The organism is Mycobacterium paragordonae (genome assembly GCF_003614435.1).
In the GTDB taxonomy this organism is placed as follows: domain Bacteria; phylum Actinomycetota; class Actinomycetes; order Mycobacteriales; family Mycobacteriaceae; genus Mycobacterium; species Mycobacterium paragordonae.
Genome location: NZ_CP025546.1, coordinates 664305 through 688438, shown reverse-complemented (window position 1 = coordinate 688438; position 24134 = coordinate 664305). Strand labels below are relative to the sequence as shown.

Annotated in this window: 20 protein-coding genes; 4 read left to right on the top strand and 16 right to left on the bottom strand. The window is 68.3% G+C overall.

What is annotated here, in order from left to right:
• Positions 1-29 precede the first annotated feature (29 nt).
• Positions 30-698: a 5,6-dimethylbenzimidazole synthase gene (gene bluB, locus C0J29_RS03105; protein WP_120791493.1), complete on the top strand. Its 669-nt coding sequence runs from the start codon at positions 30-32 to the stop codon at positions 696-698.
• Entirely contained in the window at positions 699-2096 is a 1398-nt protein-coding gene (locus C0J29_RS03100) for a sulfatase family protein (RefSeq protein ID WP_120791492.1), read from the top strand.
• Here C0J29_RS03100 and C0J29_RS03095 read toward each other — a convergent pair.
• The gene (locus C0J29_RS03095; RefSeq protein ID WP_065048994.1) at positions 2085-2867 is read right to left on the bottom strand and encodes a trans-aconitate 2-methyltransferase; all 783 of its coding nucleotides are present in this window, start codon (positions 2865-2867) and stop codon (positions 2085-2087) included. The two genes, C0J29_RS03100 and C0J29_RS03095, sit on opposite strands and share 12 nt — an antisense overlap.
• 175 nt (positions 2868-3042) lie before the next feature.
• On the opposite strand from C0J29_RS03095, the gene C0J29_RS03090 reads away from it, so the two are divergent.
• Entirely contained in the window at positions 3043-4257 is a 1215-nt protein-coding gene (locus C0J29_RS03090; protein ID WP_120791491.1) for an alpha/beta hydrolase family protein, read from the top strand.
• Here C0J29_RS03090 and eccE read toward each other — a convergent pair.
• From eccE to C0J29_RS03020, 14 genes are all read right to left on the bottom strand, one after another.
• Positions 4244-5251 (bottom strand): type VII secretion protein EccE, encoded by a 1008-nt coding sequence (gene eccE / locus C0J29_RS03085; protein WP_120791490.1) that lies wholly within the window; start codon positions 5249-5251, stop codon positions 4244-4246. The genes C0J29_RS03090 and eccE overlap by 14 nt on opposite strands.
• Positions 5248-6612, bottom strand: coding sequence for a type VII secretion-associated serine protease mycosin (gene mycP / locus C0J29_RS03080; RefSeq protein ID WP_242460607.1), 1365 nt, complete (start codon positions 6610-6612; stop codon positions 5248-5250). The genes eccE and mycP overlap by 4 nt, the downstream gene beginning before the upstream one ends.
• 44 nt (positions 6613-6656) lie before the next feature.
• A complete protein-coding gene (eccD, locus tag C0J29_RS03075; protein WP_120791488.1) occupies positions 6657-8057 on the bottom strand; it encodes a type VII secretion integral membrane protein EccD in 1401 nt (466 codons plus the stop codon).
• A gap of 75 nt (positions 8058-8132) precedes the next feature.
• Positions 8133-9002 (bottom strand): ESX secretion-associated protein EspG, encoded by an 870-nt coding sequence (locus C0J29_RS03070; RefSeq protein ID WP_065166023.1) that lies wholly within the window; start codon positions 9000-9002, stop codon positions 8133-8135.
• Between the two features lie 10 nt (positions 9003-9012).
• Positions 9013-9303: a WXG100 family type VII secretion target gene (locus tag C0J29_RS03065; protein WP_065042858.1), complete on the bottom strand. Its 291-nt coding sequence runs from the start codon at positions 9301-9303 to the stop codon at positions 9013-9015.
• A 27-nt stretch (positions 9304-9330) separates the two neighbouring features.
• Complete coding sequence (esxG, locus tag C0J29_RS03060) at positions 9331-9624, bottom strand: type VII secretion system protein EsxG (protein ID WP_055580202.1); 294 nt, start codon at positions 9622-9624, stop codon at positions 9331-9333.
• A gap of 105 nt (positions 9625-9729) precedes the next feature.
• On the bottom strand, positions 9730-10038 hold the full coding sequence (locus C0J29_RS03055) for a PE family protein (RefSeq protein ID WP_065042859.1): 309 nt from the start codon (positions 10036-10038) through the stop codon (positions 9730-9732).
• Entirely contained in the window at positions 10035-14033 is a 3999-nt protein-coding gene (eccCa, locus tag C0J29_RS03050; protein ID WP_120791487.1) for a type VII secretion protein EccCa, read from the bottom strand. The genes C0J29_RS03055 and eccCa overlap by 4 nt, the downstream gene beginning before the upstream one ends.
• Positions 14030-15640, bottom strand: a complete 1611-nt coding sequence (gene eccB, locus C0J29_RS03045) for a type VII secretion protein EccB (protein WP_065042861.1) — start codon at positions 15638-15640, stop codon at positions 14030-14032. Before eccB ends, eccCa begins: the two co-directional genes overlap by 4 nt.
• Positions 15637-17490 (bottom strand): type VII secretion AAA-ATPase EccA, encoded by a 1854-nt coding sequence (eccA, locus tag C0J29_RS03040; protein ID WP_065166033.1) that lies wholly within the window; start codon positions 17488-17490, stop codon positions 15637-15639. Before eccA ends, eccB begins: the two co-directional genes overlap by 4 nt.
• A 213-nt stretch (positions 17491-17703) precedes the next feature.
• Entirely contained in the window at positions 17704-19197 is a 1494-nt protein-coding gene (locus C0J29_RS03035) for a PPE family protein (protein ID WP_120791485.1), read from the bottom strand.
• Between the two features lie 77 nt (positions 19198-19274).
• Complete coding sequence (locus tag C0J29_RS03030; protein WP_065166019.1) at positions 19275-20171, bottom strand: class I SAM-dependent methyltransferase; 897 nt, start codon at positions 20169-20171, stop codon at positions 19275-19277.
• A 119-nt stretch (positions 20172-20290) separates the two neighbouring features.
• Positions 20291-21871, bottom strand: a complete 1581-nt coding sequence (locus tag C0J29_RS03025) for a PPE family protein (protein WP_120794520.1) — start codon at positions 21869-21871, stop codon at positions 20291-20293.
• A gap of 86 nt (positions 21872-21957) precedes the next feature.
• Complete coding sequence (locus C0J29_RS03020) at positions 21958-22863, bottom strand: oxygenase MpaB family protein (RefSeq protein WP_065166018.1); 906 nt, start codon at positions 22861-22863, stop codon at positions 21958-21960.
• An 89-nt stretch (positions 22864-22952) separates the two neighbouring features.
• On the opposite strand from C0J29_RS03020, the gene C0J29_RS03015 reads away from it, so the two are divergent.
• Entirely contained in the window at positions 22953-23648 is a 696-nt protein-coding gene (locus C0J29_RS03015) for a TetR/AcrR family transcriptional regulator (protein ID WP_120794518.1), read from the top strand.
• Here C0J29_RS03015 and C0J29_RS03010 read toward each other — a convergent pair.
• Positions 23575-24120: a hypothetical protein gene (locus tag C0J29_RS03010; protein ID WP_065042866.1), complete on the bottom strand. Its 546-nt coding sequence runs from the start codon at positions 24118-24120 to the stop codon at positions 23575-23577. The two genes, C0J29_RS03015 and C0J29_RS03010, sit on opposite strands and share 74 nt — an antisense overlap.
• Positions 24121-24134 lie beyond the last annotated feature (14 nt).

Sequence of the window (24134 nt, the reverse complement as noted above, 5' to 3'; positions counted from 1 at the left end):
TTCTACGGTGACGTTTCTACGATGACCGGGTGACCGATCACTCGTACACCGCCGCCGAGCGTCGCGCCGTGTACCGGGTGATCTCCGAGCGGCGCGACATGCGTCGCTTCGTGCGCGGCGAGCAGGTGTCCGAGGAGGTGCTGGCACGTCTGCTGCAGGCCGCGCACGCTGCGCCCAGCGTGGGTCTGATGCAGCCGTGGCGCTTCATCCGGGTCACCGACCAGGATCTCCGGCGGCGCATTCACGCGCTTGTCGACGCCGAGCGCGCGCTGACCGCGGCGGCCCTTGGGGCACGCGAGGCCGAATTCCTGGCACTGAAGGTCGAAGGCGTTCTCGAGTGCGCAGAGCTGCTGGTGGTGGCGCTGTGCGACGACCGAGAGGCCCACATCTTCGGCCGGCGCACGCTGCCCCAGATGGATCTCGCGTCGGTGTCGTGTGCGATCCAGAACCTCTGGCTGGCGGCCCGGTGCGAGGGCCTGGGAGTGGGCTGGGTGTCGCTGTTCGATCCCGACCGGTTGGCCGCTTTGCTGGGGATGCCGGCCGGCGCCGAGCCGGTGGCCATTCTCTGCGTGGGACCGGTGCCTGAGTTCCCGGACCGGCCCGCACTGGAGTTGGACGGCTGGACCTCGGCAAGACCGCTGCGGGAGTTCGTCTCGGAGAATCGATGGCAGACTCCTCAAGACGAAGGGACGGTGTGAATGGGTGACTCAGGAGCGGCTGCGCAGAACGTTCTGCTCGTGCACTGGCACGACCTCGGGCGGTATCTCGGTGTCTACGGCCACCCGGATGTGTCGAGCCCGCGTCTGGACCGCCTCGCCGCCGAGAGCATCCTGTTCACCCGCGCCCACGCCACCGCGCCACTGTGCTCGCCCTCGCGCGGCTCCCTGTTCACCGGGCGCTACCCGCAGACCAACGGCCTGCTCGGATTGGCCCACCACGGCTGGGAATACCGCACCGATGTGCGCACCCTGCCCCAGCTGCTTTCCGAATCAGGCTATTACTCGGCCCTTTTCGGCATGCAGCACGAGACGTCCTATCCCAAGCGGCTGGGGTTCGACGAGTTCGACGTGTCGAACTCCTACTGCGAATACGTGGTGGAGAGAGTTCAGGAATGGCTGCAGGACAGCCCCGCAGACCTGTCCGGCCAACCGTTCCTGCTGACGGCCGGGTTCTTCGAGACCCACCGACCGTATCCGCACGACCGATACCAACCGGCCGACAGCGCGACCGTCGAGCTACCGGACTACCTGCCCGACACGCCCGAGGTCCGCGGCGATCTCGCCGACTTCTACGGCTCCATCACCACCGCAGATGCCGCGGTCGGCCGAATCCTGGACACGCTGGCGCAGACCGGTCTGGATGCCAGCACCTGGGTGGTGTTCTTCACCGACCACGGCCCGGCGTTCCCACGCGCGAAGTCCACCTTGTACGACGCGGGGACCGGCATCGCTCTGATCATCCGGCCACCCACCGGCCTCGGCGTGGCGCCACGGGTGTACGACGAGTTGTTCAGCGGCGTCGACCTGCTGCCCACACTGCTCGGACTGCTGGGCATGGAGGTACCTGCCGACGTCGACGGCGTGTCGCACGCGGATGCGTTGTTCGCACCCGAGGAGATCACCCCGGTCCGCGACCACGTGTACACCACGAAGACCTACCACGACTCGTTCGACCCGATCCGGGCGATCCGCACCAAGGACTTCAGCTACATCGAGAACTACGTACCCCGCCCGCTGCTGGACCTGCCGTGGGACATCGAGGAGAGCCCGTCCGGAATTGCGGTGGCTCCCTTCGTCAAGACACCCCGGCCGGAGCGCGAACTCTACGATCTGCGCGCGGATCCCACCGAGACGACGAATCTTCTCGATGACGCGACCGGGGACTCCGACGCCATTGCCGCCGATCTTGCCGTGCGGCTGCACGATTGGCGCCAGCGCACCGGCGATGTGATCCCTTCGGAGTTCGCCGGCACCCGGATCTCGGTGCGCTACACCGAAACATATCTGCAGATCCATCGCGCGACGCCGACCAGCCGCTCGGCGATCGCCGTGGACCGCGGCATCGAGGAAGAGATCGAGCCCGGGTTAACCAGCTGAGCGGCGCCCGTCGACCTGCGCCACGATGAACAGCCGTCGGAACGGGAAGATCGTCGTGCCGTCGGCGCGGGGCGGATAGGCGTCGTCCAGCAACGGGATCAGCTCACTTCGGAATTGGTCGAAGCCGTCGTCGTCGAGGCGCTCGCGCACCGGCACCAGCGCGGTGCCGGTGATCCACTCCAGCACCGGGTGCTCGCCGGTCAGCTGGTGTAGATAGGTGGTCTCCCACGCGTCGACCCGGCAGCCGGCGTCCATCAGCAGGTCCGCGTAATGGGTGGGCGGATGTACCACGGCACCTACCCGAAACGGTATGTCGCGCATGATCTTTGCGTAGGGCTCCCGACGCGCCAGCGCGCGCACGGCGGCGTGGGAGGGAGTGTCGAAGTTACCGGGGATCTGAACGGCGATCCAGGACCCGCCTGGAAGCTGGCCGACCCATTTGAGCAGCAGGTCGGAGTGCTCGGGCACCCAGTGCAGCGCCGCGTTGCTGACCACGACGTCGGTGTCCGGCTGCGGCTTCCAGTTGCGCAGGTCTCCGGCGACGGCTTCGATCCCACGTTCACGGGCCGCCGCCACCATCTCCGGAGAGCTGTCGATGGCCTCGATCACCGCTTCCGGCCAGCGCTTGGCGAGGTGCCGGGTCAGGTGGCCGGGGCCACAACCGAGGTCGACCACCCGCCGCGCCCGGTCCGCGCCCACCCGCGACAACAAGTCGTAGAACGGCCGGCTGCGATGATCCGCAAAAGCCAGGTAGACGTCGGGATCCCACATGTCGGTCCTCCTGATCGACACCTACACCCAGAGGTGTCAACAACAAATTAAGGGTGTCACCAACAAACCGTATTACCGGACGGCCCCACAATGCGCGTCCATCGGGGTGTCAATTATTGACGAGCCTGTCGAAAGTCCCGGCATCCGCCGCATTCAGCGCGTTACGATCGAGAGGATGTCTGAGATTTCGGACCTGGTCGGTGACGCTGATCCGATCAGCCCTCCCCTGCCCATACCCGACGTACCCGGCGGCGACGTCGGAGTCGAGGGACTGCCTGCCCGCTCGACCCTGTCACCCCGTCAGCGTGTGGTGGTGGAGGCCTCGGCGATCAGCGATGTCGCGCTGCGTACCACCGCATCGGCGCTACTGGCTGCCACCGTGGCGCCGGTGGTCGTCAGCAGCAATCTGCGGCGTGGCGATTCCGGCAGCGAGCGCGACAAGCTGAAGTTCTACGCCGAACTCGGCGCCGAGCGCGACCCGCGCCTGTCCTTCCCGGCTCCGCTGGAACCGCCGAAAAACGTGACCCGGCATGCCAGTCCGCTCGCGCAGCGAGTCGCCCTGGCCACCATCGACAACATCTTGTTCCCCAGCAGCTTCCGGGCGATCAACCCCGCCATGCGCAAGCGGTGGAGCGCGCTGTCCGCCAACAACATGGTGCGGGCCCAACATTGGCGTCACGACGACGGGCCCCGCCCCACGTTGTGCGTGATTCACGGGTTCATGGGGTCTTCGTATCTCTTCAACGGTCTGTTCTTCTCACTGCCCTGGTATTTCCGCTCGGGCTACGACGTGTTGTTGTACACGTTGCCGTTTCATGGCAAACGAGCCGAGAAGTATTCGCCGTTCAGCGGTTTCGGCTACTTCGCCAGTGGGTTGAGCGGTTTCGCCGAGGCGATGGCCCAGGCCGTGCACGACTTCCGGTCCGTGGTGGACTATCTGCAGGGCACCGGCGTGGAACGGATTGCGCTGACTGGACTTTCACTCGGCGGGTACACCTCGGCGCTGATAGCTTCCGTCGACGACCGGCTCGAGGCGGTCATCCCCAACTGTCCCGTCATCACGCCCGGCGACCTGTTCGACGAGTGGTTCCCGGCCAGCACGTTCATCAAGTTCGGTCGGTGGCTGACCAGCATCAGCAACGACGAATTACAGGCCGGGCTGGCCTATCACGGCCCGCTGAACTATCAGCCGCTGCTGTCCAAGGACCGCCGGATGATCATCACCGGCCTGGGCGACCGGATGGCTCCGCCGGAGCACGCGGTCGCCCTGTGGAAGCACTGGGACCGCTGCGCGCTGCACTGGTTCCCCGGCAGCCACGTGCTGCACGTGAGCCAGCTGGACTACCTACGCCGGATGACGCCGTTCCTGCATCAGTTCATGTACGACTGAGCGTCTCTGACTGGCCTTGCGCAGCCGGCCAGTCCAACCGCTGCAGCAGGTCCGCGGGCAACTGCGCGTGACCGTCGAGCCGGCGGGTGGACAACGGGTCCAGCGCCTGCAGCGCCGGTCGCTGGTTTCCCCGCTCCAAGGTCAGGCCGGTCACCGGGGCGGTGCCGCCCGGAGCGGCGTCGGTGCGCAGCGCGCAGGCCGCGGCCACCGTGTGATGGGTTCCCGAGTCCGCGATCTCCAGCGCCGTCCAGATCTCTCGCGCCTGCTGCGCCCGCACGTCGGCGAGCGTCTCAGGCAACCCGTCATCGACTCTGATCCGGTATGCCGCAACATAATCCGAGCTGCCCTGCTGCACCGAACGCCATGTTTCGCGGGCGGTGCTGCCGGACTCGAACGACAACACCTCCGGAACATCCTCGGCGGCAACGGTGTTGGCGTCGAAGCCGATCTCCCGCAGATGGTCGGCGAGCCGGCGGGCAGCGACCTCGGCGGTCTCGTGCAACGGAATACGGGCCGACCGGGCCTGCAGCGCGGCCAGGTTGTCGACAGCCGACAGCGTCAGGCCGATCCAGGTTTCCGTGGCACCTGATCCGTTGTGGCGACTGGTGATTCGGATGCCGTCCGCACGGATGCCGTAGCAGTTCAAGTAGCGCTCGACCAGCGGCAGCGGCAACGCGCCGGTCGCCGACGACGCCGGGCCCAACCGCAGCAACGCGGTGGTTCGCGTGTTCGCATCGGGCTCGGGCACCGGCCGGCCACCGCGGCTGACGATGGCCAGCCGACGGCGCAGGATGGTGGTGAAGTGCAGCCCGCGCCACCACCCGAAGAGCAGGATCAGCGCCGCCACGGCGATGCCGATCAACCAGTAGGCCCGGGTGGACTGCCACGGGTAGGCCCCGGAAAAGGCTCCAGAAAAAGCTAACGCGGCCGGCACCACGGCCAGCAGCGCCAGACTGATCCTGGCGGCCCCCGGCGCGGGAATCGAATGGCTCACGGAGTGGACTCCTTCCGGCGGCGCACTACCGCCACCGTCGCTGCGGTGATGATGACGAGCAACGTCAGCACGCCGGCTCCGGCGAGTGCGACGTTGCGCGGTGTGGTGTCCTCGGGCGCCGCGGACGGCGGCACGGCGACCGGCTTGACCGATGCCGGGGCCGGTGCCCCGCCGGCAGCCGGTGACAGTTGCCAGGTCAGCGCCGCTACCGCATCCAGGGTGCCGGCCCCGACGACGTTGGACGGATCCCGCGGACCGTTCTGCGCGGTCGCGGTGAGGCGGCGCACCACCTCGGCGGCCGGCAGGTCCGGGTACTTGGCGCGGACCAGCGCCGCGACGCCGGACACATAACCGGCCGCGTAGCTGGTGCCGCTGAGTGGGATCAGTTGCTGGTGGTCGTCGGGCAGGCCGTTGGCCAGACCGCCGCCATCGGCGTTGCTCACCGAGGCGATGTTCTCCCCCGGCGCGGCGATGCCGACCCACGGACCGGCCATAGTGAACTTCGAGGGGCGGCCGTCAGATGAGACGGAGGCCGCCGACAGCACGTAGGGCTGCCACCACGACGGGACGGAGACCGACGTGACGCCGGCCCAGTTGCGCGGATCGCTGGGGCGGCTCAGGTCGGTGAGCGGGTTGGAGTCGCACGATGTGCCGCCGGCGACCGATCCGGTCGGGCCGCTGTTGCCCGCGGCGGCCACGATCACGACGTCCTTGTCCACCGCCGCATACTTGATCGCCGCTCCCAGCGCGGCCTGGTCCACGGTGCGGTCGGCCGGCAGGCAGGTGATCGCGGAGATGTTGATGACCCGGGCGCCGCGATCGGCCGCGTGCACAATGGCGCGGGCCAGCGCCTCGATGTCGATGGCCGCCCGCGCCAGCGTCGGGTCACCGCCCGGGGTGCGCGGGGAGAACTTGGCCGACGTCACCCGCAGCGACAGCAGCCGTGCCGCCGGCGCCACACCGGAGAACCCGTCGTCTCCGGGCTGGCCTGCGACGATGCCGGCGACGAGCGTGCCGTGCCCGTCGCAATCGGTCAGGCCGTCGGTGGACTCCACGAAGTCGCCGCCGGCATCCACATTGTTCAGCCGCGGGCCCGGGCGCACGCCGGTGTCGATGATGGCCACCAGCTGGCCCTCACCACGGGAGAACTGCCATGCCGCAGGGAGATTCAGCAGGGTCTGGCTGGGTGTCGGCGTGCCCGGGTCGCTGCCCGGGATGACGCCGGAGACGCTGCACGGGCCGCGCTGCTCCATTGTCTGCACCGGCCCCGGCGACCCGCTCGGCGGTTGCGCCGCAGCGTCCACCACCGGCGGGCTGACGGCCAGCGCCGGCGGCGCCACCGCGATCACCGGGCCCTGCATCAGCACCAGAAGTGCCGTGCAGCAACCCAATCCAGCGGCACGTCTCATCGATTGAGCACCCAGGCGAACAGACCGACCAGAAACGCCATGACCGGGATCAGGGACGCGTCGAGGCCGGCCGCGACGAAACCCACCAACCGGCGCAGCGGCAGTGAGTAGCTGTCCGGCGAGGCGATCGACGGGTTCAGTGCCACCACGACCCAGGCCAGCACGAGCACCGTCAGCACCAGCACCGCGGCGAAGGCGCCGACGAAACGTCCGGTCGCGGCATAGAACACCAACAACGCGCCGGCCACCAGGAACGGCTGGGCCAACAGCCACGCCTTGCACGCGGCCGAATCCCATACCCGCGCCCGCAGCGCGGCCGCCGCCGAAGCCGCCGCCACCACATACCAGCCCGCGATGCTCAGCGTTTCGGGCCGCAGCGCGATCGCCACCGAGCCCAGGACGCCGAGCAGGACGGCGGCGGCGATGAAACCGTTCTGGTGGGCGTCGCTGATCCGCACCCGGCGTGGCAGGTCCTCCAGCACACGCAACGACGGCGCCGACGGCGTGGGATCCCCGGGCGCCGGAATCACCGGCAGCGGGAACCGCGCCCACAGCGCGGAAAGCTGAGCCGCCTGGATCGTGATCAACAGCGCCGCGACGATCAGACCGCAACCAAGAGTCAGTATCGGCAGCCGCCAGAGCATTTCGGCCCCGGCCGCCAATGCGACGGCAAGGCCGACCACCGCCGAGGCGGTGAAAAAGCCGACCGCGCGCTCTCGTTCGGTGCTGGGGACGATCAGGGCGATCAGCGACCATGCGGCGACACCGGCAGCGGCCAACAACACCTGCGCCGCTCCGAACCTGCCGGGCACCGCCAGCGCCAGCGCCGCCGCGATCGGCACCAGCGCCGTAATCGACAACGCGACGCCCGTGCGCGGGGAACGGCCGGTGCTCAGCAAGCCGGTGATCGCGACGACAGCCGCGAGCGCGCTGACCGCGACCAAACCGGCGAGCGCGCCGGTGGCGACCCGGTGAGCCACCGACAAGCCGGTGGCCAGCAGCGTCACAGCGATCACCGCGACCAGCGCGCCGCGCTGAATCTGCTTGACGCCCCAGGGGTTACGCCGCGAGGCCGAGAAGATCATGGCGGCGTCGGCGATGTCTTCGACGATTCCCGGGGCGGCGGGGCCCGTCGGCACCGGCTGCAGGGCAAGCAGATCCCCGTCGACGACTCCGACGGTGTCCAGGCTCGCATCCAGACTGAACGGTGCTCCACCGATCGGGGCCAGGCTCAGGTAGGGGGCGGCTGCGGCGCCGTCGGCGCTGTCACCGTTGCCGGCCGTGGGAACCACCAGACGCTGTACCGCCGGCAGGATTTCGCGCAGCGGCAACTCGGTGGGCAATGCCATCTCCGTCAACCGGCTGTCCGCGAGAATGGCGACGCGGACGATCGGCATAACGGTGCCGGACGTCACTGAACCCACCAAAGCTGCTGGGGCCGTTGCTGGAACATCGTGCTCTCTTTCTGCTTGCTATGAACTTTGGGTGGAGAAGTCTCGCGATAACCGGTGGCCGGGGAACCATTCCCCGCCCGGCAGGAAGGACGTGAGTTGTTCGATCGCGACGGCGGTCGCGAACGGTGTGCCGGGACTGAACGTGGAAACCCATTCGCCGTCAAAGGCCCGGGACGGACTGACCAGTACCCGCCCGGCGGCGGTGTCGATGATGCTGAGCCCGACTTCGGTGGTGGCGTGCCTGCCATCGCGGTTGCAGCCGGCCACGACTTCGACGTAGCTGCGGGGACCGGTGAACACCGACTCCACCACGGCGCGCGCCGAGACCGGGATGCCCAGGTAGTCAAGGACTTCCGCGAGCGGTTCGCCGGCCCGCAGTCGCTCGTCGGCCCGGGCGCCCACCCGGGTCGGCATGCTGAACTCCTCGAATCGGGCGGGCGGCCGTTGCATCAGTCCGACGCCCAGCACCGGAACCAGCGCCCTCGGGTCGTCGATGTCCATCACGGTGAACGTGACCAACTGCGCGCTGCGCAACGCGACCACGGTGACGCCGGCGCGCTGAGCGACGATGCCGCGCAGCATGTCGCCGGCGTCGGTCGCCGAACCGGGTCCCAGGTAACGCAGGTCGAGCCACCGGTCCGGAAAGCAGACCACTTTGATCCAGTCGGCGATCACCGGATTGACGACGCCGCAAGGCTGGCCCGGTGTCATCACACCCATCCGGGTCAGCTCTTCGGCCTGACGTTCGAAGAACGCGGTTCGTTGCGCGGCATCGCGATACGGCGTGGTGATGGCGAGCACCCAGGGAAAGCTGCCCGCCCCAACGGTTTCCGCAATGAACCACGCCTGATCGACCGTCAGCTCAACGGCATTGGGCGAAGCGTCCATCTAAATGCGACTAACCGCCCCACTTGGCGGCTTCGGCGGCGTCCCGGGCCATCATCGACATGGTGTTGGCTTCGTGGGTGCTGGCCATCGCCTGGTAGGCGCGCACCAGGTCCTCCATGGCCTGGTTCCACTGCACCTGCCACGCCTGATACGTCACGCCGGTGTCACCCTGCCAGGCGTTGTGCAGCGCGGCTTGCTCGGCCGAGATGTCGGCACCCAGGCCCTGCAACGTGCCCGCGTAGCCCGACATGTCCCCAGCGTGCGCGAGCATGGCCGGGTAGTTGTACATGATCTGCGACATGTTCAATCCTCTCTTTCTAAGCCGGGCTCAGAAACCGGTGTAAGACGACGCGGCGGCGGCATCGGCGGCCACGTAGGTGCCGGCAGCCTCACCGAGGTTGGCCTGCGCGATGTCAAGCAGGGTGTTGACCCGGGCCGCGACCTCCACGAAACGGGCGTGGGCAGCCTGAAACGCCGCCGAGGACTCACCCTGGTGGAAAGCCTGCGCCGACATCGCCGCCTGCTCGGCCTGACCGATCGTGTGCCGCATCAGCCCCGCCTTGGCGCTGAACGCCGACTGCGACGACACCAGCTGCGGAATATGAGCGTCCAACAAACTCATAGATCTTCCTTCCCTTGTTTTGAATCAGAATTGCTTGCTCGGTAAGTCATCTCGCCGACTTCCGGCTCCCCCTTCCTCTCGGCCGCACTCCCAGGAGAGAGCTCATCAGCCGCCGGCCATCCCGTAGGTCGCCGCGGCCGCCGCGTCTCCGGCGAGGTAGCTGGCGCCGGCCGTGCCAACGCCGACGCCGGCACGCCCCAACTCCTCCACACCCTGGGCGGCAACGGCCGTGTGCTCCTGGCCCTGCGCGCTGAAACCCGCGGCAGTCTGCAGCGACACCGGGTCGGCCGCAGGCGGAACCACCGCGGTGATCAACGGCGCCGCACTCGCATGCGCGGCAGCCAGCCTCGCCGTCAGCGCCTCGACCGCGGCGCTGGCACTGGCCAGTCCCTCCGGAACCACTCGCAACGTCATGACTGACTTCCCTCCTGTTGCGTATCACCAAATAACGCGGCCGCACCGACCATCGGATTGACCAGCTGCAGAAATGTCGGGGTGTCGCTGTCGGACAACAGAATTCCGCGGCCCGCCGGCAGGCGGCTGAACCGCTGGCCGCGGATCTTGCCGCTGTCCTGCGGATTGCCGGCCAGCATCAGCGTGGTCGCCTGCAGGTCGTTGAATCTGCGCAACAGCGGGTTGGTCATCAACGCGTGCGCCGAGCCGGACGCACGTCCGGTGACGATCACCCGAAGACCCAGATCGCTTGCCTGGCCCAGCAATCCGATCAGCGGCGTCCAGGGCCGCTGCCCGACGAACGGTCCGCTGACAGCCGCCGAATCGGGGACCTGGTCGACGTCATCGATGATCAGGTAGTGGGTGTGGCCCTGATAGCTCCATCGCGACAACTCGGCCGGCGACAGGCCGGCCGGCGGCCGGCGTGACTCGATGAGGTTGGCCAGCCCGATCATCGCAGGGGTGATCCGGTCGATGTTGGCGGTGTACTCGTTGTCCGGGAAAAGCGGCTCGTCGACCAGGTGCAGACGACGGTCGAGCACCGTGAAGGCCACCGAGTCGGCGGTCGAATTCTCCCGGACGGTGCGGATGATGTGGCGCAGCAGGGTGGTCTTGCCGGACTTGCTGTCCCCGAACACCATCAACAGCGGGTGCTCGGCGAAGTCGTGCACCACCGCCGCCAGATCCTCTTCGCGCTGGCCGAGCACGATCTGCTCCGGGCCCCGATACAGCGCGCCGACCGCTTCCGGAGCCAGGTTGGTGGGCAGCAACCGCACCGGCGGCGCCGTCTGGCCCGGGTAGCGAGCGTTGATCACGGGGATCTGGTCCAATTCCGGTTCGGCGAACAGGAAATGCTGGGCGGCCATGGTCAGCCCGCGCCCCGGCTGGTCGTGCGGGATCGCCTCGGCCGGCCGGTGCAGGGCTCCCGTCACCCGCACATTGCTGTCGCGGGCGTCATGCAACTTGAGCTCCAGTCGCAGCCCCAGGCCGTCGCGCATCGCCAGCGGCACCTCCAGCCAACTCGGCGTGGTGACGACCACGTGGATGCCGTAAGCGAGACCGCCGTTCACGAGCTCGGTCACCCTCGCCAGCAACGGGTTCCGGGTGTTGAACTGGTCGACGTTGTCGCGACCGAAGCCGTACAGGTTGTCGATGACCAGGAACACCTCGCCGAAGCCGTCGTTGGTCACCGATCCGTTGCCGTTGCCCTGCCGGTCCCGGAACGCCTCCCGGCGCTGACGGGCCAGCAGCAGCTGCTCCAGCTCGCCGAAGGTGCGGCGGATGCGTTCGGGCTCGAGCGCCGTCGCGACGCCGCCGACATGCGCCAGCCCCTCCAGCGCGCGGAGCTGACCGCCGCCGTAGTCCAAGCAGTAGAAGGTGACGTCGCGCGGCGAGTGCAGGCTGGCGGCGGACATGATGAATGTCTGCAGCGCAGTCGTTTTCCCGGACTTGGGACCACCGTGGATCACCATGTTGCCGGCCGAGGACGTGGCATCGAAGACCAGCGGGTCGCGGCGCATCTCGAACGGCTTGTCGACCTCACCGAGCGGCCAGCGCCATTGCCGGGGCGGCACACCGGACCGCGCCAGCGCCGCCGTCAGCGGGATCGGCTCGTCCAGCGGCGGCAGCCACAGCTGCGGCGCGTGCGGCCCGTAGCCGGCCAACTGTTCGCCGATAGTCGCGATCAGCTTGCGCGGCGGCCCGATCGGCTCGTCCTCGTCGATACCGGAGATCACCGTGCCGGGATCCGGCTCCACCGCTCCGGCCGGGAACAGTTTCGGCTCCGGGATGGACTGCACCACCATGGTTTTCGCCGCCTGGGGCGGTTCGTAGATGCCGTCGACGTAGGTCGACCGGAACTTGATCGGGGCGGCGCCGGGCGCCGGCACCAGGAACCCGATGCCCTTGTGCTCCTTGCCCGATTCGATGTGGTAGGCATCTTCCACGCCGATGATCTGGCGAGACACGCTGGGGCTGGCCACCTTCAGACCTATCCGGTATGAGGTGTTCTTGTCGATGTCCTTGATCTTCCCGACATCCAGCGTCTGGGAGGCGAACAGGATGTGGATGCGGAACGAACGGCCCTTGCGCGCCACGTAGTCGAACAGCTCGGCATATTCCGGATGGTCGGCGAGCATCAGGGTGAACTCGTCGGCCACCACGAAAAGTGTTGGGATGGGCGCCAAGTCGAATGCGCCGTTGGCTCCCGAGTCGCGAGCGGCTTCGTACTCGGTGACCGAGTTGAACGCGCTGCCCTGCACCTTGCGGCCGGCCTCGCGCAGCAGCATCTCGCGCCGGGCCACCTCGCCCCGCAGGGTGTCGGCGAACCGGTCGGCCAGCGACTTCTTCTCGGCCATGTTCGAGATCACCGCAACGACCTGCGGGAAGTTGCGGAAGCTGTCGGCGCCGGCCTCACCCTTGAAATCGGCGTAGATGACGATCAGCCGGTCCGCGGAGTGAGTGGTCAACAGCGCCAACAGAATCGACATCAGGGTCTGCGACTTGCCGGAACCCGTCATACCGATCATCAGGCCGTGCGGACCCATACCGCCCTCGGCCTCGTCCTTCAGGTCGAACATCAGCGGCTCACCCGTGGCGGTGACGCCGATCGGGACGCGCAACTCGTCGTCGCGGTTTCGTGGCGCCCACAGGGCGGGCACGTCCAGCTGCGACGCATCCGAAATACCCAGCAGCGTCGTGAAGTTGGCGCCGCGGGTGGCCGCCGACCGCAGCCCGGTGTGCGTCGGGTTGGAATCCCAGCGCGACAACCGGCGGGCCAGGTGGGCGGCCTCGTGCGCGCTGAATTCGTCGGCGTCGTCGATGTACGGTTGCCAGCCACCGGTCTGCCATCGTTCGATGGCGCCGCCTGCGACCCGCACGATCGGCTTCTCCGGGTCGGAGTACTGCTCCCGGTGCGGCTCCTTGTCGGAGAGATGCACGACGGTGACGCCGGCGCGGCCCGCGCCCAACGCCGAGACGTTCAGGTCATAGTCGGGGTCGTCCACCACGATCAGCAAGTGCCGCAACGCATCTACCGGCCGGCCGGTGAACGCCGGTCGGTCGTCCAGCGCCGGAGCGAGCAGGTCCGCCAGTTCGTCGGCGTCGTCGGTCAGATAGCGGGCGGGCCCGACGCCGTCGAGGCGACCCGGGATGTCGGCGTGCGGCAACCATTTCAGCCACGACCAGTCCTCGCCCTCCAGGTCGTGGGTGGCCAGCGCCACGCCGAGCACCGTCGGGTCGTGCCAGGTGACCGCCTGAGCTATCCAGGCGCGCACCGCCGCGCGCACCTGCCCGGTGTCCCCGAGCACGGTGATGCGGGAGACCTTGGCCAGGTCGATTCCCGTCGGTATGTCGCGAACCGTGCGCTGGGTGTCCAGCAGACTGCGTAATGCGCTGTGCGACACCGGTTCCAGGTCGATCTCGTCGGCGGTGTCGTTGACCCGCAGCGCGGTGGCCAGTGGCGCCGAGTGGCGGCCGGCGCGCAGCACCAGGAAGTCCGGGTCGTGCGGGTCGCGCTCCCACTGGCGGCGGGACCCGGGCACCGCGGCCAACGTGTGCGGCTCCGGGTGCGACCACTGCGCGGCCGCGCGCTGCTCGGCCGCCTGGGCCCGGATGTTGTCTCGCACCACCGAGAGGTAGCGCAGATAATCGGCGCGTTCGGCGTCGACCTCCTCGGTGCGCATCTTGTTGTCGTTGCCCCGGTAGAGCGCAGTAGCGGCCAGCAACAGCACGAACGGGAAGAACAGCGTCTGCGGAGAGATCACCTTCATGCCGGTGGCGAACAACGCCACAATCATGCCCACGATCAGGATGCCGATCAGGTACGGCATTGCGCGGCGGAACAGCGACGGCGGAATCGCCCGGGGCAGTTCCGGCGGGGCCTCGATGGTGATGGTGCCTTTGCGGGCGCTGGGCGGCGTCAGCCGCCGACGCGCCTCGAAGATCAGTCTGCTCATCGGGGCTCCCCTTCGGCGGATACCGGGTGGCCGGGCCGGCTGTCGGGCGGCAGGCCGTCATGCGCTAACAGCGCATCGGCGCGCGACAGTGTCGGACCGGGTGCGAACAAGGACAGGATGGACCACGGGATGCCCAGCGGCGGCGCCGCAAGACCAAGGGCCTCAACCGTTTTGCTGCGACCGGTAGCTCCGGAGCGGCCGTCGGACTCGTTGTCGATGCCGTACCGGACCCCGGTGTCGGAAACCCAGAACAACGACCCGGTGGCCGGTGCCGCGGCGCCGCCACCCACGGTCTGGGTGAAGTATCCAGTGCCGGGAGCGAGCGCGACTTTGGCTCCACCGCCGACCAATTCGACGGTGCGCAACCCGTCGCGCACCGGCAGTGCCGATCCCGCCAACAGGCTCAGCGAGCTGGTGGCGGCCCCGGCGGGCTTGCTCCAGAACGCGCAGGTGATCGGACTGCTGTCCGCGTTGACCAGCGTCACCGGCTGACCCGGATAGCGAGCGGAGTCCAACATCCGCGACACCGGCAGCTTGGCGATGTCGTCGGCACCCAGCCGCGGAGGTTGCTGCAGCCCATAGGAATTCGTGTTGCGCAGGATGGCCGCCAGCACCGGTGAGATCGGTTGCAGACCGTCGGGCAGCACCGCGTAGTAGGTGACGGTGTCCGCCGCACTGCGGTCCACCGCGTACGACACCACCACTCCGCCGATCGGGGCGGGCACGGCGAACCCCGCAGGAACACCGGCATTCGGGATCAGCGGGGCGGCCAGCGGCGGCGACTCGGGGATCGCGTTGAACAGACCGGCGGCGACGGGTCGCGGCGCGGGCACGTCGGTACCCAGGCCCAGGGCGTTGGTGACCGCGTGGTCGGCCAGATCGATCCGGCTGCGCTTGCCGTCCCACAGCAGCCACGTCCCGTTCCCTCCGGAAGAGGCGGCGTCCACCAGGATCACCTGGCCGGCACTGATCGCGGCCGCGCGGGCGCCCTCACTGACGGGCTGCCCGGCGATGACGGTCACGCCCGTGCTGCGCGCGCCGCGCCCGGGCTGGCCGCTGACCCCGTCGCACACCGTCCAGGCGGCATCGCGAGAGGTGTTCTGCACCATGCGTTCCGGGGCGCCCGGAATGCCGATCAGGTTGCCTCGCGGAAACCGGTCCAGCTCAGCACTTTTCACGGTGGTGGGGTTGACCGGCTGGCCGGCGATCAGCCGGGCCGAGGTGAGGTTGAGGACCGGGTGCAGCTGGTCTCCGACGCGCACGTACAGCGCCGCGGTGGAGCGGTCGGCCAGCACCGTGTTGTTGCCCACCTGCCCGTTCGGGCGGATCAACGAAAACACAAAGCAGCCAAGCAGTCCGGTGACCAGCAGCAGCACACCCATCAGCACCGCGCGCGACTGGGTCCGCAACGGGTCGACCAGCATCCTGGTGTCGTGCAATGCGATTCCCGAAGCGATGCGGCGCATCACGAACCGCCAGCCGGTCACCTGATGGCGGGTGACGAAACCGCGCCGGTAGTGCACCTGCTCCGGGTTCTCATTGACCGGCGTGCGGGAAGCGAAGGAACGCCGCTCGTCGCGCTCGTCGTCATACTCGCTCTTACTCATGCCGGCACCGACAGTCCCAGCCCGCGCAGCAGCGGGGCGACGGTGTTGCCGACATCTTGTGCGGTGATCGTCATCAATTCCTCATCGGTGAATTCACCCGTACCGGCCTGCTCTGAATGGTCGAGGCGGAATTCGCGTTCCTCCTCCGAGCGCTCGACCACGTTCCGGACGAACCGGCCGTTGCCGGCGATGTCGAGGTTGCGCCGCGCGATGCCGTTGCTGTCGGGCGACGACGTCTCGGCCAGGTGGGTGAACAGTCGCTGCATGTCATCGAGAGCGGCCTGCTCGAACACGCTATCCCGTTGCTGCGCCATCAGATTCGCGATCTCGGTCAGTTCGGATGGCTGGTAGGACGGGAAGTCGATACTGCGGGTGAACCGGGACCGCAGGCCCTCATTGGTGTCGAGGAACTTGTCCAGGTCTGCGCGGTACCCGGCAATGATGACCACCAGCCGGTCGCGGTCGTTCTCCATGCGGGCCAGCAACGTGTCGATGGCCACCAATCCGAAGTCGTTCTTGGCTCCGGTGGCCACCAGCGCGTAAGCCTCGTCGAGGAACAGCACGCCGTCCAGGGCGCTGTCGATGATCGCGTTCGTCTTGGCTTCGGTCTCGCCGATGTGCTGGCCGATCAGGTCCGCACGATGCACCTCGCGGATGTTCTCCCGCTTCAGCAGGCCCAACCCGCAGTAGATCTTCGCCACGACACGCGCGATGGTGGTCTTGCCCGTCCCGGGTGGGCCGGCGAACACCAGGTGGTGGGTGCGCTGCGCAACGGTGAGGCCACGCTGCTGGCGCAGTACGGCCATCGCGACGGAACTCTTGAGCCGCGACACCTGGTTCTTGACCTCGTCCAGGCCGATGAAGTCATTGAGCTGGACTTCGGCCTCGGCCAGCAGGGTGGCCTTACGTTCGCGCGCGCCCGGGTCGACGAAATCTGCGTCGCTGGGCTCGGTGTCGGGGTCCCACGGGTCGATGCGGGCCTCGATGCGCGCCGCGGTGGTGGTGACGATCCCAAAGCTCGGGTCGGACAGCGCCTGCTCGATCTCCTCGTTCTCCGGATTGGCCGCGTACAGCTCGTGCAGTACCTCGCTGGCCGCCTCCTCGTCGACGTGCGCACGCAGTGCCAGAGCCTTAGCCAGCGCACCATCGACCGCGGCCACGGCGATGGGGCCCTCGGGCTCTTCCAGGTACGACAACGCCGGGGCGAACATGCCCAGCCGGGCCAGCGCGGTGCCCAGGGTGATCTTCACCGCATGCGCGAAGGCCTCGTCCAGGCCCGGGTCGTTGACGATCGGGGTCAGCAGCTTGACCACGTCCGACCAGCGCTCGGCGCGATAGTTGATGACGACAGAGATCCACCGGGCCTCGCGCAACTTGGGGCGGCGCTCACTGATGCGGCTGACGATCTCGTCGGCCACCGCGAACTGACGCTCGGCGGCCAGTGCCGCCGCGTAGGCGAGGTGGAAGTCGTCGGGCGTGGTGGCCCGCAATTGCAGATACAGCCCGGTGTCGTAACGGAACCCGAGTGCCCCCGGCACCAGTTCGACCTGGCGCTGGAGTACCCCGGCCGTGGCGGCGGTCCGCGACACCTGCTCGAGCACCTGCCTGGAGGTGTCGCCGGCAGCGGCCAGGCCGGTCCATGCGTCGCACTGCTCGTGAGCGATGCGGGTGAGCGCGCTGAATCCCGAGCGCGCCGCACTCAGGTCGGCCGGCCGCTGCCGCTCGTAGACCGCGATGCCGAGCGCGCGGCAGCAGGTGGCAAACCTGCTGACGACGTCACCATCTACTCTGCCGTCTGTCCGGGATGCTCGGGGCGCAGCCGCCAGCATGCCGATTTCACCGCGTTCCACGCCCGCGCCGTCTCCTGAAGTCAAGGTCGCCATTGGCAAATTCCGCCTGAGGTTAGCCTCACGAAGTTAGCATTCCCTAAGCTAACTGTCGAGGCGGCCCATTCCGCACGACTCACCACTCGAACTCCCGTCTCAAAGCCTTTGACCTGCGCATTTTCCGATCTCGTGAAAGGCGGGGGCCAAGGTATTGAAGCTTACTGAATATGATTTTCATTAACAACACCGGGGGTCGGGTGGTTTCCGGTCCGGCGCCCAGGTGTGGGGCAGCATCGGCACCACCGGTGCACCACCCGACTCGCCGTCGGCGAGCTGCGCCAGGCCCGCCGCGTCGGCGACAGAGCCCCTGGGCAGCGTCCCGGCGAAGCCGAGCGTTCCCACACCCGAGGCCGACGGTCCGGATTCCGAGCCCAGAAATTCGTGCCGGTAGCCCCGGTCCGGCAGGGTCGCCTGGCGCCGCCGGCGGGCCCGCTCCTGGGTGCGCTGCGATGCCGCGGCGGCTGCCGGTGCCGCGGCCTGCTCCGGCTCCACCGCCTTGCGCCGCGCGCTGGAACTCATCGTCGATCCGAACCCGGCGCCGGGCCCGCCGACCAGGTAGGGAAAGCCCGCAGGTCCGGCGCCGGGCGGCGGCGGTGGCGCCGCCGCGGGTGCCGGAGTCGTGGGGACGGACACGGGTGACGACGGCGCCGGCGCCGGACTCGGAGCGGGGGCGGTGCTGGTCACGACCGGCGAGCCCGCGACGGCGGGCAGACCGGCCGCCGGCGCAGCGGGTGCCGCCGGCGCCAGGGGCGTCACCGGGGCGGGCTGGATCGCGGCGAGCCCGGCCAGCCCGGCCGTGCCGGCGAAGCCGACGCTGCCCAGCGGCGCGGCGAGCGCGAGCGGGACCAGCACCTGCAACTGCGGAAAGGTGCTGATCACCTCGCCGAGGTGATCGATTTCGTCGGCCACGAGCAGCGGCAGGTCATTCTCCAGCTGCGAGATGGCCGCGGAAGGATTCTCGGGAAATTCCTCCAGGTCCCGGCCGACCGTCTCGGTGACCTGGGTGACCCGGTTCACCCACCAGCTCAACTGGGTCGGGTCGCCGCCGTCGTTGTCGATGATCCCGCCCGCATTGTCGCCTTCTTCGGCGCCGTCGCTGCCATCATCGGCATGGTCGGCGTGGTTGGCCACCATGATCGGGGGCGCCGCCTCCGCGGGTGGGGCCGACGCCACCGCTGCGTCGGTGACCGCCTGATACGCGGTCATCGTGTCGGCGGCCTGGATCCACATCCGGACATAGTCGGCCTCGTTGAGCGCGATGGGAATGGTATTGATCCCGAAGAAGTTTGTCGCGACCAGCGCGGAGTGGACCACGTGGTTGGCGGCGAGTTCGGCCAGCGTCGGCATGGTGGCGAGTGCGACGGCATACGCGCCCGCGGCGGACTCCTGCTGTGCGGCGGCGTCGGCGCTGTAGGCGCTGGCGCGCATCAGCCATTGCAGATACGGCAGATGAGCCGCCACGTATCGCCCGGCGGTCGGCCCCTCCCACGCGCCGGCCTGCACCGCGCCCAGGACAGTGACGAGCTCGTCGGCGGCCGAGGCATAGTCAACACTCAGCGACTGCCAGGCCTGGGCCGCCGCCAGCCAGCCCGCAGGCCCCGGCCCACTGCTTAGCTGGGCCGAATGGACCTCGGGCGGGAAGGCCCCCCACGGCACAACCGGCACAGAGATTTAGTCGGACGGATGCCGAGAATAGTTCCCGGCGTATACGAACTTCTTTTGCGACTCATAGAAATCGCACCGGCCGGCTACGGCTTAGCAGCGCTCACCAGGGTGTTTCGCGCGAACATCGGTGCCGCCTCGGAGTCGGTTCCGGGTATCGGCCGGCCGACCTCGCGCAGATAGTCGTTCAACGGCGTAGGAATGGCGGTCCATCCGTGGTCACCGAACCACTCGGCGGCTGGGGCGCAACGCTCGTTGTAGACCAGCTGGAAGAACGGGCGCTCGTCCGCGGCGGCGCGTTCTTCTTCGACCTTGGCCTGGAATTCGTCGGCCGGCATCGGGGCCCCGTCTTCGACGGCGACGTGGCTGCCAAGGCTCGCCAGTGCGTCGATGCCGGTGAACAGCTGCTCCTGCGCGGCGGCCGGCAGGTAGATCAGCAGTCCCTCGGCGATCCAGGCGGAGAACTGGGTGGGATCAAAGCCGTTGTCCTGCAACGCTGTTGACCAGTCGTCACGGAGGTCTACGGCGACCTCACGTCGCTGGGCGCGCGGTTGCACGCCGTGCTCGGCGAGCACCTCCCGCTTGAAGTCGAGGACCTGCGGTTGATCCAGCTCGTAGACGGTGGTTCCGTCCGGCCACGGCAACCGGTAGGCCCGCGAATCCAGACCGGCCGCCAGGATCACCACCTGGCGCGCCCCCGCAGCCGCGACACGGTGGAAGTAAGCATCGAAGTATTTGGTGCGGGCGGCCTGGAAGTTGACGAAGTGCTGACCGAAGTCGTCGCTGAGCAGTTCGTGGTCGGGCGCATTGCCGTCGAGCACGTCGGCCCAGGATCCGCCGACGGCCCGGCAGAACAGTTCCGCGTACGGGTCCACGACCAGCGGCTCGGGCTTCTTGGCCTCCAACGCCCGCGCGGTGGCGACGAACAGCGCCGTCGATCCGACACTCGTTGTGATGTCCCAGCTGTCGCGTTCACTTCGCACTCAACCGACCCTACGCGTGGCGATCGGCGAGCCCGGTGAAACCGGGCGCTGCGGGTCGCCACCATCAAGCCCAGGCGATTCGCGAGCCCGGTGAAACCGGGCGCTGCGGGTCGCCACCATCAATTCCGGTCGGCGTCCCAGGTGCTCGGCAGCATCGGCGCCGTGGGGCCGCCGCCGAATTCGTCGTCAGCCAGCGTGGTCAATCCCGCCGCGTCGGCGGCGGACCCTTTCCGCACGGTGCCGGTGAACCCGAAACTCCCGCCACCGGCCTCTGACGCCGTCGATCCCGGGTCGTTCGGCGCTGCCCAGTCCGGGTCGACGCCGACGTTCATGTCGGCGAACTCATCCCCGTGCTCACGCACCGTCGTACGCCGGCGCCGGCGCGCACGGGCCTGGTCGCGGGCCGCCGCCGCAGCCCCCACGGCGGCCAGGTCGGGTTCCGGGGCCTTCCTGCTGGCGCTGGCACGGGCACTCATGCCCGAACCGAACCCGATGCCGGGGCCACCGCCAACGAGGAACGGAAAGCCGAAACCGGCGGCGGGCCCACCTCCCGGCGGCACCGTCCCGACGCTGCTGACCGGGCTCGACACGGTCGCGGTCGTCGGCGCCGGCGCAGCGGGTGCGGCGGAGGCCACCACGCTGGGAGCGGGTCCGGCGACGGCGAGGGCGGGTGCCGCGGCAGCGGCCGGTGGCACGACCGCGGCGACCGTCGCCGGCGATATCCCGCCGAGTCCTGCCAGCCCGGCCAGGCCGCTCACCGCGCCCAGGTTGGCGACGGCGCCACCCACCGCAAAGGACAGCAACTGCGGGGATTGCAGCAGCGGGACGAGCTGGGCCAGGTGGGTGGGCCAGTCGAATTCGGCCAGTTGAACGAGGTACTCGATCGCCCCTGCGGGATTGGTGAACAGCTGCTGGACAAACGTCTCGAACTGCTGGCCGAACTCCAGGGAGCGCGCGACCCACCAGATGGGCTGGGTGGCGTCGCTGATGTCATGCATGTGGACGCCATTCAGGGTGCCTTCGAGAGGATCCCAGTCGATCTGCCCGCCGGTCACCGCGCGCAACAGATCCGCGATCAGGTAATCCAGCGGGGTCGGGTCACCGTGGTCGTGGTCCACGTGGCCGTCTTCGCCGTGATCGTGGTCGTCCCCGTGGTCGTCTTCGGCCGCCACGATCTCCGGGGCGGGTGCCGTCGCCGGAACCGACGCAGCGGCGGCGCTCGACACCGCGTCGTAGGTCGCCATGGTGGTGGCCGCCTGAATCCACATCCGCGCGTAGTCGGCCTCGTTGAGCGCGATCGGGATGGTGTTGATGCCGAAGAAGTTGGTGGCGATGAGGACGCCGTGTATCGCGTGGTTGGCCGCCAACTCGACCATCGTCGGCATGGCCGCCACGGCGGCGGTGTAGGCGGCGGCCGCGGTCTCGTGTTGCGCGGCGGCGTCTGCGCTGGTGACGCCCGCCTGCGTGAGCCATGCCAGATAGGGCTGGTGCGCGGCGACATACTGCGCAGCGGTCGGGCCTTCCCAGGCCCCGCCCTGAACCGCCCCCAGCAAGGCCAGCAATTCGTCGGCGACATCGGTGTATTCGGCGCTGAGCGCCGACCAGGCCCCGGCCGCCGCCAACCATGCACCCGGCCCGGGCCCACTGCTCAGCAGCGTCGAGTGCACTTCGGGAGGCGCTGCCATCCATACCGTGGCCATGCCGAACACCCCTCCGCCGCCGAAATCCGACTTTGGAGGTTACTGACTTTGACAATCGTTTTCAATAGGCCTGGACGGCCCACGCGTCAGACCAACGGGCGACCCGTCTTGATCCGCCGATCGAGGTCCCACAGCATCAGGTTGAACGGGAACTGCCGAACCACCTTCGGCAGCAGGCCGTTCACGGTCCCGATCACTGACATCAGCGCGTCGAACTGCCGCTGCTTGGCGTCGTCCCACGGCAGCCGCATCTCGTCGCGAAAGCGTTGCGGTAGGAATCCGGCGGTGATCAGCAGATTGAAGCTTTCCAACGGGGCGCGCAACCAGTCCGGCAGCGGCACGCCCTTGATCCGGGCTACCGCAATCGGGTACAGGAATTCCCGGACGGTGTCGTCGATGTGCACCTTGTCCAGCGACTCCTGCCAGTACTTGTCAAAAGCCGCCACATCCGCCGGCCACATTTCGATCGGCACCTGCAAGGTGGTGCCGATCGACATGCCCTCTTGGTACAACCGGTCGGCTACTTCGTCGGTCAACTCGCCGACGAAGGTGCGATAGATGTCGATGCCGCCCTTGAAGATGCAGGCGGCGACCCACAACTGCAGTTCCGGATCGAATGCGTTGTAGGACACCGGGCTTTCGGGCGTGGAATAGACCTGCGCATGGGCCCGGTTCACGGCGCGCCGGAAGGCCGCCTTCTGGGTGTCCGTGCCGGCGTTGGCGACCGCGATATAGGTGAACGTGGTGCGGGCCCGCTTGATGGGATGGCGGTCGATGCGCCCGCTCTCGACCCGACTCTCGGCCACCCCGTGCCCGACGCCGGGACGCGCCAACTCCATGATCACGTTGGCTGGGCCGGCCAGCAGCGCCACACCCATCAGGCTGTAATCGTCGGCGAGCCGCCGGCGGGTCTTACCGCCCGGGCGTGGTGGGTCGGAGATCGGGCGCTCCACATGCGGAATGCGCTGGTGCACCGTCTGGTCAATTGTCACTGTCGGCTCCCGGCAATTAGCGCCATAATTTGACAACGCGTGTTTCCTGATATTGTCTGGTACAGCATGCCGATGTCAAGATGGACACCATGACGCCGCCGAGCGCGCGCCCCTATCGGGGTATCGACGCGACCGAGCGGCTCTCGGCGCGCCGCCGGCAACTGCTGGAAGCCGGCCTGGACCTGCTCGGCTCGCCCGATGACCCGGAGCTGACGGTCCGCAGCGTCTGTCAACGCGCCGGGCTGTCCGCACGCTACTTCTACGAAAGCTTCGGCGATAAGGACGAGTTCATCGAGCGCGTCTACGACTGGGTGATCGCCAAGCTCGCGGTCAACATCCAGTCCGCCGCGGCGACGGGACCACCTGAGAAGCAAGCCCGCGCCGGAATGGGCGTCATTGTGCGCACGGTCGCCGAAGACGCCCGGATCGGCCGGTTGGTGTTCAGCACCAAACTCGGCAATGCGGTGGTGATCCGTAAACGGGCCGAGTCCAGCGCGCTGTTTGCCCTGGTGACCGGTCGGCACGTGATCGACATGTTGCGGGCGCCGGAGAATGAGCGCGTCAAGGCGGCAACTCACTTCTCGGTGGGCGGAGTAGGGCAGACGCTGAGCGCCTGGCTGGACGGCGACGTGAAGATGGAGCCTGAAGAACTCGCCGATCACCTGGCCTCGCTGCTGGTCGAGCTGACCGAGCCCAGCCTGTACCAGCCGGCTAGGGCATCAGCGGCACCTGCCACACCCGCATTTCCGGATGCAGCCACAGACGCAGCCACGTCAGGCGCATGATCCGCAGTGCGCCGGAAATCAGCAGAAAAGCCATCGGCGCCTGAATCAGCATCGCGGTGACCACCGACACGGCGGCGTCCTCGGGCTTCGCCGTCATCAGGTCGAACCACCCGTCGCAGATCAGCAGCACACCGGTGGTGAACCCGGTCAGCACGATCAACTGCCGGCGCAGGAAACCCAGCACCGCGGTGGCCGCCATGAATCCCAGCAACAGAATGTCGAAGCCGATCCAGGTAGCCGGCCAGTTGTGGGCCACGTATTTCTGCGGCAGCGTGACGGACAGATAGCCGATCCACGGGATCATCACGATCAGGCCGCCGACGATCAGGCCGAGCCGGATGCGCCGCATCCGCGCCAGCACCTCAGGATCTTCCAGTTCGCTCAGCGGCTTTTCCAGCCGGGTGATCAGCTCACGCCGCTGTTCGCCGCTCAACGCTTCGATCTGTTCGTCGGAGAGAATGCCCTCGGTCACCCTCAAAGTATCGG